We start from the raw sequence: 6,566 nt of genomic DNA on the forward strand, positions 1-6,566 counted from the left end.
TCCTTCCGTACCGCTCACCAGGTCACCGGGAGTTCGTTGACGCCCTGAATCGTGGTGCCCGGCCGCAGCGTCAACTGGTCCACCGGTACGGCCAGTCGCAGCGTGGGAACCCGGTCGAGCAGCGCGGTCAGGATGACGTCGAGTTCCAGGCGGGCCAGGTTCTGGCCCAGACACTGGTGGATGCCGAAACCGAACGCGAGATGGTGGCGGGCCGTGCGGTGTACGTCGAAGGTGTCCGGGTCCTCGAACACCGTACCGTCGCGGTTGGCAATGGAGTTGACGACGATCACCCCCTCGCCGGCCCGGATGAGCTGCCCGTCGATCTCGATGTCCGCCTTGGCCACACGGCCACCTGCGATGTCGGCGATGGCGAGGTAGCGCAGCAGTTCCTCGACCGCGCCGGGGATGAGACCGGGATCGTCGCGCAGAGCGCCGTACTGCTCGGGGTGTTCCAGCAGGGTGATCACGCTGAGCGAGGTCATCGAGGCGGTGGTTTCGTGGCCGGCGACGAGCAGCAGCAGCGCCATGGAGATCAGCTCAGCGCGGTCGATCTCGCCGTTGGCCAACTGATCGGCCACCAGGCTGCCGATGAGTCCCGGGCCGGGCTCGGCCTGGAACCTGGAGATCAGTCCGTCCAGGTAGCGTTCGAGATCGTCGCGCCCGCCGACCGCCTTCTCGGCATCCGTGGACTGCACCAGGCGCCTGCTCGCGTCCTGGAAGAAGTCGTGGTCGGCGTACGGCACTCCGAGCACCCGGCAGATCACCATGGACGGCACCGGCAGGGCGAATCGGCTGACCAGGTCGGCGGGCGGTCCGGCGGCGAGCATCTCGTCGAGGAAGCCGTGCACGATCTGCTCGATCTCCGGGCGCATGCCCTTGATCCGCTTCACCGTGAACTCGCTGATCGTCATCCGCCGCTTGGGGCCGTGTTCGGGCGCGTCCATCCCGATGAAGCCGGGTTGGCGGCCCCGGACCACCTGGAATCGCGGCGAGGTGGCGGGGAAGCCGGCGTGACCGCGGTCGGAGGAGAGCCGGGGATCGGCAAGCAGCTTTCGCGCCGTCTCGTGCTTGGTCACCACCCATGCCTGGCGGCCGTCGTAGAGGGTGACCCGCTGCAGCGGGCCGGCCGCATCCCGCAGCTTGGCGTAGCCGTCCGGTAATTGGTAGGGGCAGCTTCGGTCGTTCGGGAAGGCGGGGGTCTCCCCTGCCTGTGGCGTTGTGGCGATCTCCGTCATCGGTTCCCTCGATATCTGTTGATCTCTTGCCGTCTCGTGTCGGCGTTCCTCAACGACGCCGTCTGTCCTGTTCCACGCTTGCGCCACCGAAGAACACGTATAAAGAACGTATGGTTCTCTAAATTTGAGAATAGACTGGCCCCATAGGGAACGCAACGACCTCTACAGGCCATCTTCGGGAGCCACGCTGTCACCCCACACCGAACCCGCCGACGACACCGCCGCCGACCACCGAAAAGGGCCCCGCCGCCGCGGTGAGGAGCTGGAGAACGCCATCCTGGCGGCGACGCTGGAGGAACTCGGCGAGACCGGATACGCCGCACTGACGATGGAACGGGTGGCCACCCGCGCCCGCACCGGCAAAGCCGCCCTCTACCGACGCTGGTCCAACCGCGCCGAACTGGTCATGGACGCCTGCAAGTTGTCCGGCGTCGCCGACATCAGCCTCCCCGACACCGGCGCCTTGCGTACGGACGTCATCGCCCTGCTGCGGCAGATCGCGGCGAAGATGGCCAGCCCGCTCGGCGGCATCCTGCGGGGCCTGCTCACCGAGATGACACGCGACCCGGACTTCGCCACCCTGATCAGGGAACGGTTCCACACCACCGGCCCGGCCACCCTCGGCGTCCTCCTGGAGCGCGCCGTCGACCGCGGGGAGATCGAACCCTGGATCCTGGACTCCCGGCGGGCGACGGTCGCCACCGACCTGCTGCGCAACCAGTTCCTGCTGTTCGGCTCCCCCGTCGAGGACGAGGTCATCACGGACATCGTCGACGACGTCTACCTGCCGCTGATCCTGCACCCGGCCCCACAGCGCGCGAGCGACCCCCGCCCCACCGCTTCCCCGCACTCCACGGGCTCCGCCGGTGCCACGCATTCCGCGGGCGGCGAGGACTGAGGCGGCCGCCCGCGGTCGTCCCACAGGCGCACGCCGTGATGCGCCGAGTTCACCTCGGCGTGCGCCTTCGGTCCCCCCGCGCAGCACCGACCTGCCCCGTCCCGGACCACCGGACCACGGTAACGGCGACGGTCGCGGTCGTCCGCTGACTGCTACGGGAAGGCGTAGCCGAGCACGGACTCCCTGGTGTGACCTTCACAGTTGGCCGCGCTGGAGGCGAAGTGGTCTCCGTTCGAGGGGATGCGGCAGCGGTAGAGGGGTACGGAACCGCCCACCTGCTCGGTGTGGATGTAGCCGACGGGGCCCATGGGGAACTGGCCTTCGCAGCCCGGGTCGCGGGTGAGCAGCGTGTGTCCGCCCACTTTGCACTCGTAGAGCATGGTGGTGCCGGGTGCCTGGTGGCGCAGCAGCTTCCAGGTCTGCTCCTGGGTGAAGCCGGGCGGCAGCAGCCGGGAGGAGACGACGTGTCCCCGGTCAGGGCGGTAGCCGCGGCGCAGCAGGGTGTAGGGAAGGTGCTCGAAGCCGCAGGAGAGTTGGGGCGAGGGAAGGTCGTTGCGGTTGGCCAGCGCCCACGCCGACCATGCGGGCTTGGCAGAGCCGTCCTGCCTCCGGAGACCGAGCTTGAGGCCGCCCTCGGCGGGGTTGTCCTGCATCCGATGGTAGATGTAGCTCTCGATGTCCGGCGTGCCGAGCACATTGCGGAAGGTGTCGCACACGGCTGCGGCCTGCTGGGACTCGTTGGACTGGTCCCCGGAGTTGATGCCGCTCTCGGTGAGCTGGATGGTCCAGGCGGAGGGGGTGTGCGGGAACTGCTGGCGTAGCCAGCCCACCACTACGCCGATGTTGCCATAGGTGACCTTGGGGAAGTCGTCGGCGGAGAAGGCGGGCTTGAACAGGTCCGGGGCGTAGGGGTGGTAGGCGACCCGCCACTGGCGTGATCCCGCCCGGGCGGCCAGCCCCTTGAGCACGGTCATGCCGGACAGCGTTGCGTCGTGGTCGGACGGCAGGTCATAGGCCGTACCGAAGTGGTGATCCAGCGAGGTCAGGACCTTGGCCGTGGGCTGCTGCCCGGTGATGCGGTCGTAGGCGGCGTTGTAGTTGGCCGCGATCTGGTCGAGCCATTGCGTGGTGTCGCAGGGCTTGCCGCGGCCGCAGCCGATGTTGAACCAGGTACTGGTGTTGACCTCGTTGTCGATCACGAAGTCGGCGATCCGGCCGTGCCCGTGAAGTCCGTCGTAACGCTGGGCCAGCATTCCGGCGAACCGGCCGAAGTCGGCGGGGTTGTTGGGTACGCAGAACAGCTCGTGGCCGGGTGCGGGATCGCAGGGTCGGCCCTGGCGGGCCCAACCGGGCGTACCGAAGACGATGGCGGTGACCACCAGTCCCCGGTCGGTCCACTCCTTGATGGCCGCATCCACCTCCGGCCGGACGGTGAAGCAGCGACCGTCGAAAGCCTGCTCACCGGCCGCGCACGGGGCCGCCTTGGCGCTCTGCTCCCAGTCCGCCCAGACGAGGTTCATGGACACGCCGCCGGTGTTGTTGCCGGCGATCTCGTCCTTGTTCGACCAGAAGTCCGGCTGGATGCCCTTGATGCGGTAGTCGGACCGTGTCGGGTACGGCAGCGGAGCCGTCTCGGCGCCGGCGGTGGCCTGCAGGGCCTCAGGGAGGACGAGGGCGAAGAGGAGCAGCACGAGGGCGGCGAGATGCCGATGCCGAGCTGGTCTGGCCATGACTCTCCTTCATGTACCTGGCGTCGTGGTCAACGTCGTCCCGTTGTCACCAACCCGGCACATCGAAACGGTCAACACGCCTACATCAACGTGCACTTGAGGTGCTTACTCCGGAGATTCTCCGCCAACACCCGGACCAAAGACTACTCGTGGAGCATACGCAGCAGGCGCGGTGTGCGGTACGGCCGTAGGGCTGCCGGACCCGGGTCAACAAACTACCGTTAGGGAACTCCGGAACTCCCGTAGAAGCCACGCCGGTTGGGCGATTCACAAGAACTTCTGCGGATTCGACGACGACCGACGAGCGGCGACTGTCAGTAACGGCCCGCCCCGCCTGACGTGACAGCAAGAATTACGCAAAGACCCCCAGGTTCAGGCAATTTGATGGTCCAGTAACCGCGCCAGCACTGCATGTGACTCGGTGAATTCCACAACTACTGCCCAGTATTCACGAGTGTTGACACAGCGTCATTGCGTCGCCCGGTGAAGGTGTTGTAGTAATTCTCGTGTGCTTCTGAGCATGGCAGGCCAGAGAGGTTCCGCTGGCGTTCGCTTCCTTCTGTCGCGCACGCGGCAGCCGGTATGCGCAGCGGAATTGAGTGGTAACAGGGCGCGCGTGCGAAACGAGTTGGGGCAGGGTGAGACCCGAGTCTGGCCCGAACCGATTTCGCGAAGGCGTGTGTCGGCCAGTCGCGCACGGAATGCGCCGGGTGACGACTCGGCGCGCTCCAGCGTCAACCGCCCTGCGCCTGCCGCAATACATCCCCCCACACTTCGAAAGAGTCCATACATGCGCCTTCCCCGCGCCTCAGCCCTGTGGAGAACGTTGACGGTGATCGCCTTAACAGCGATCACGGCAGGGTTCGTGCTCAGCGGTGGCAACGCCCGGGCCGGCTCCGTCACCGGCACCGTGAACGGCGGTCAGACCCATTACCGCAGCATCAACGAAAGGTCATCGCCCAGCCTTTCCGGCCACATCGTCGGCCATGCCGGCACGGGCAGCACCGTCTCGATGACCTGCCGTGTCCAGGGCGACTCAGTGGAGAACGACCCACGGTGGATCTGGTCGGACTCCGGATCCTTCTACATAGCCAACGCGTTCATCAAGGGAAACACCGACAGTCTGCCGGCCTGCTCGTCCTCGCACCCAAAATCCGGCGGGCGCACGGCCCTCACCATAGACATGCAGAAGCAGGTTCAGGACCAGTGGTGCTGGGACGCCAGCGGACTCACCATCGCCAAGTACTGGGGCTACAACCAGTACAACCAGTACGACTTCTGCCGGCTTGCAGCCAAGAACAGCAATCTCAGCTGCAACGACCAGCCTGCCACCCTCGACGACATAGCCAACGGCCTGGGCAACATCGGTCTGAGCAACACCGGAAACGACCTTTCCCGAAGCGCCTCCTTCTCACAGGTCGGCGAGGAGATCGACGGCGGGCGCCCCTTTCCCGTTCGCATCGGATGGAACTCGGGCGGTGGCCACATGAACGTCATCTACGGCTATGACCCGTCATCGCAAATGATCGCGGTCGGTGACCCCTGGCCCTCCACACAGACCTATACGTGGTGGAACTACAACGACTACGTCAACAACTCGTCGTTCCAATGGACCCATTCACGCATCGGGATACACAAGTAAGGCGGGCGGCACATGCGCGGCAAAATGATTTCTGCACAACGGCCTGCTGCTCGTCTCGCAAGCCTGTCCCTCTCCCTCGGCGCGGCGGCGACCCTGCTCGCCACGGCTTTCTGCGGCCAAGCCCAGGCGGCCGACGGGCCGACTGCCATTCCCGACTACCAGGGCGCACGCCAGGTGCTCCAGAGCACACAAGTACACGACACCGTCGCACGGTTCCTCGGCGCCACGGCGAACGAGGGCGCCGACGGCGGATCAGGCGCGGCTGCACCGATGGCGACCGAACCGCGCGACGGCAGGCAGGCGTTCACCCTGAACTCCCCGGTCGCGCTGTACGAGCTCGCGCCCCAGTTCGTCACCGGGAACGCGAAGCCGACTCCCGGCAACGCCGTACGCCTGTCGCATCTGGCCTCCCTGGCGAACGGCACCAACGGACACAAGGCCACGGTCCTGCTCTCCACCGGGGCCACGGGCGGCGGCAAGAGTTGGCATCTGGCAGGCGTGCGCGACGGCGACAGCGATGTCACCTACGCCCGACAGACCACGGGCCCCTCAACGGTCTTCACCGAGCCTCAGATCCACGCCTGGTACCGGCTGAAGAACGACACCGTCGAACCGCTCAACCGAGAAGCAGCCTCGGGTCTGCGAGGCAAGCAGGCGGTGACGCTCACCGCGTACCAGAAACTGGTGCACGGCCGCTATGCGGACAAGCTGCCGGGGTCCACATACGACCGCAAGGGACTGGCCGGCGGGTACGGCCTGGCGTCCGCGCCCTCGACTCCCCTGCTCCTCGGCGGCTCAGGCGCGGCAGCAGCCCTGCTGGCCGGCGGCGCGATCGCAGTACTGCGCACCAAACGCAGGCGATCACAGGTGAGTTGAACAACCCGCGCTGACAGGGTGTTTCGACGTCGGAGCCCCACTGAAACCAACCCCTGAGGACGCTGGCAACGGACTCTCGTGATTGGGGTCCGGTACCGGAGTCTCCCCTCCCCCCGCGTCCGTTCCTCCCCTCCGGGCGCGGGTGGGCAGCGGGCATGCGCCCGTGGCGGTGTCAACTCGCCACG

5 protein-coding genes are annotated in these 6,566 nt (G+C 66.8%); 3 read left to right on the forward strand and 2 right to left on the reverse strand.

Going from position 1 to position 6,566, the window contains the following annotated elements:
* Positions 1-14 precede the first annotated feature (14 nt).
* Entirely contained in the window at positions 15-1,235 is a 1,221-nt protein-coding gene (locus ACO1BR_RS27440) for a cytochrome P450 (RefSeq protein ID WP_426797776.1), read from the reverse strand.
* A gap of 124 nt (positions 1,236-1,359) precedes the next feature.
* Between ACO1BR_RS27440 and ACO1BR_RS27445 the strand changes: the two genes are divergently transcribed.
* On the forward strand, positions 1,360-2,133 hold the full coding sequence (locus ACO1BR_RS27445) for a TetR/AcrR family transcriptional regulator (RefSeq protein WP_426797777.1): 774 nt from the start codon (positions 1,360-1,362) through the stop codon (positions 2,131-2,133).
* Between the two features lie 152 nt (positions 2,134-2,285).
* Here ACO1BR_RS27445 and ACO1BR_RS27450 read toward each other — a convergent pair whose 3' ends face one another.
* Positions 2,286-3,863: a DUF5722 domain-containing protein gene (locus tag ACO1BR_RS27450; protein WP_426797778.1), complete on the reverse strand. Its 1,578-nt coding sequence runs from the start codon at positions 3,861-3,863 to the stop codon at positions 2,286-2,288.
* An 832-nt stretch (positions 3,864-4,695) separates the two neighbouring features.
* On the opposite strand from ACO1BR_RS27450, the gene ACO1BR_RS27455 reads away from it, so the two are divergent.
* Together ACO1BR_RS27455 and ACO1BR_RS27460 are read left to right on the forward strand one after the other, a co-directional pair.
* Positions 4,696-5,505 (forward strand): papain-like cysteine protease family protein, encoded by an 810-nt coding sequence (locus ACO1BR_RS27455; RefSeq protein WP_426797789.1) that lies wholly within the window; start codon positions 4,696-4,698, stop codon positions 5,503-5,505.
* Between the two features lie 24 nt (positions 5,506-5,529).
* Complete coding sequence (locus ACO1BR_RS27460; protein ID WP_426797779.1) at positions 5,530-6,381, forward strand: hypothetical protein; 852 nt, start codon at positions 5,530-5,532, stop codon at positions 6,379-6,381.
* Positions 6,382-6,566 lie beyond the last annotated feature (185 nt).

Origin of the sequence: Streptomyces sp. YGL11-2 (genome assembly GCF_050054615.1) — a bacterium.
GTDB lineage: Bacteria > Actinomycetota > Actinomycetes > Streptomycetales > Streptomycetaceae > Streptomyces.

Coding starts and splice junctions, on each gene's coding strand:
- ACO1BR_RS27460 (WP_426797779.1), top strand. CDS start 5,530: ATGATTTCTGCACAACGGCCTGCTGCTCGTCTCGCAAGCCTGTCCCTC.
- ACO1BR_RS27440 (WP_426797776.1), bottom strand. CDS start 1,235: ATGACGGAGATCGCCACAACGCCACAGGCAGGGGAGACCCCCGCCTTC.
- ACO1BR_RS27450 (WP_426797778.1), bottom strand. CDS start 3,863: ATGGCCAGACCAGCTCGGCATCGGCATCTCGCCGCCCTCGTGCTGCTC.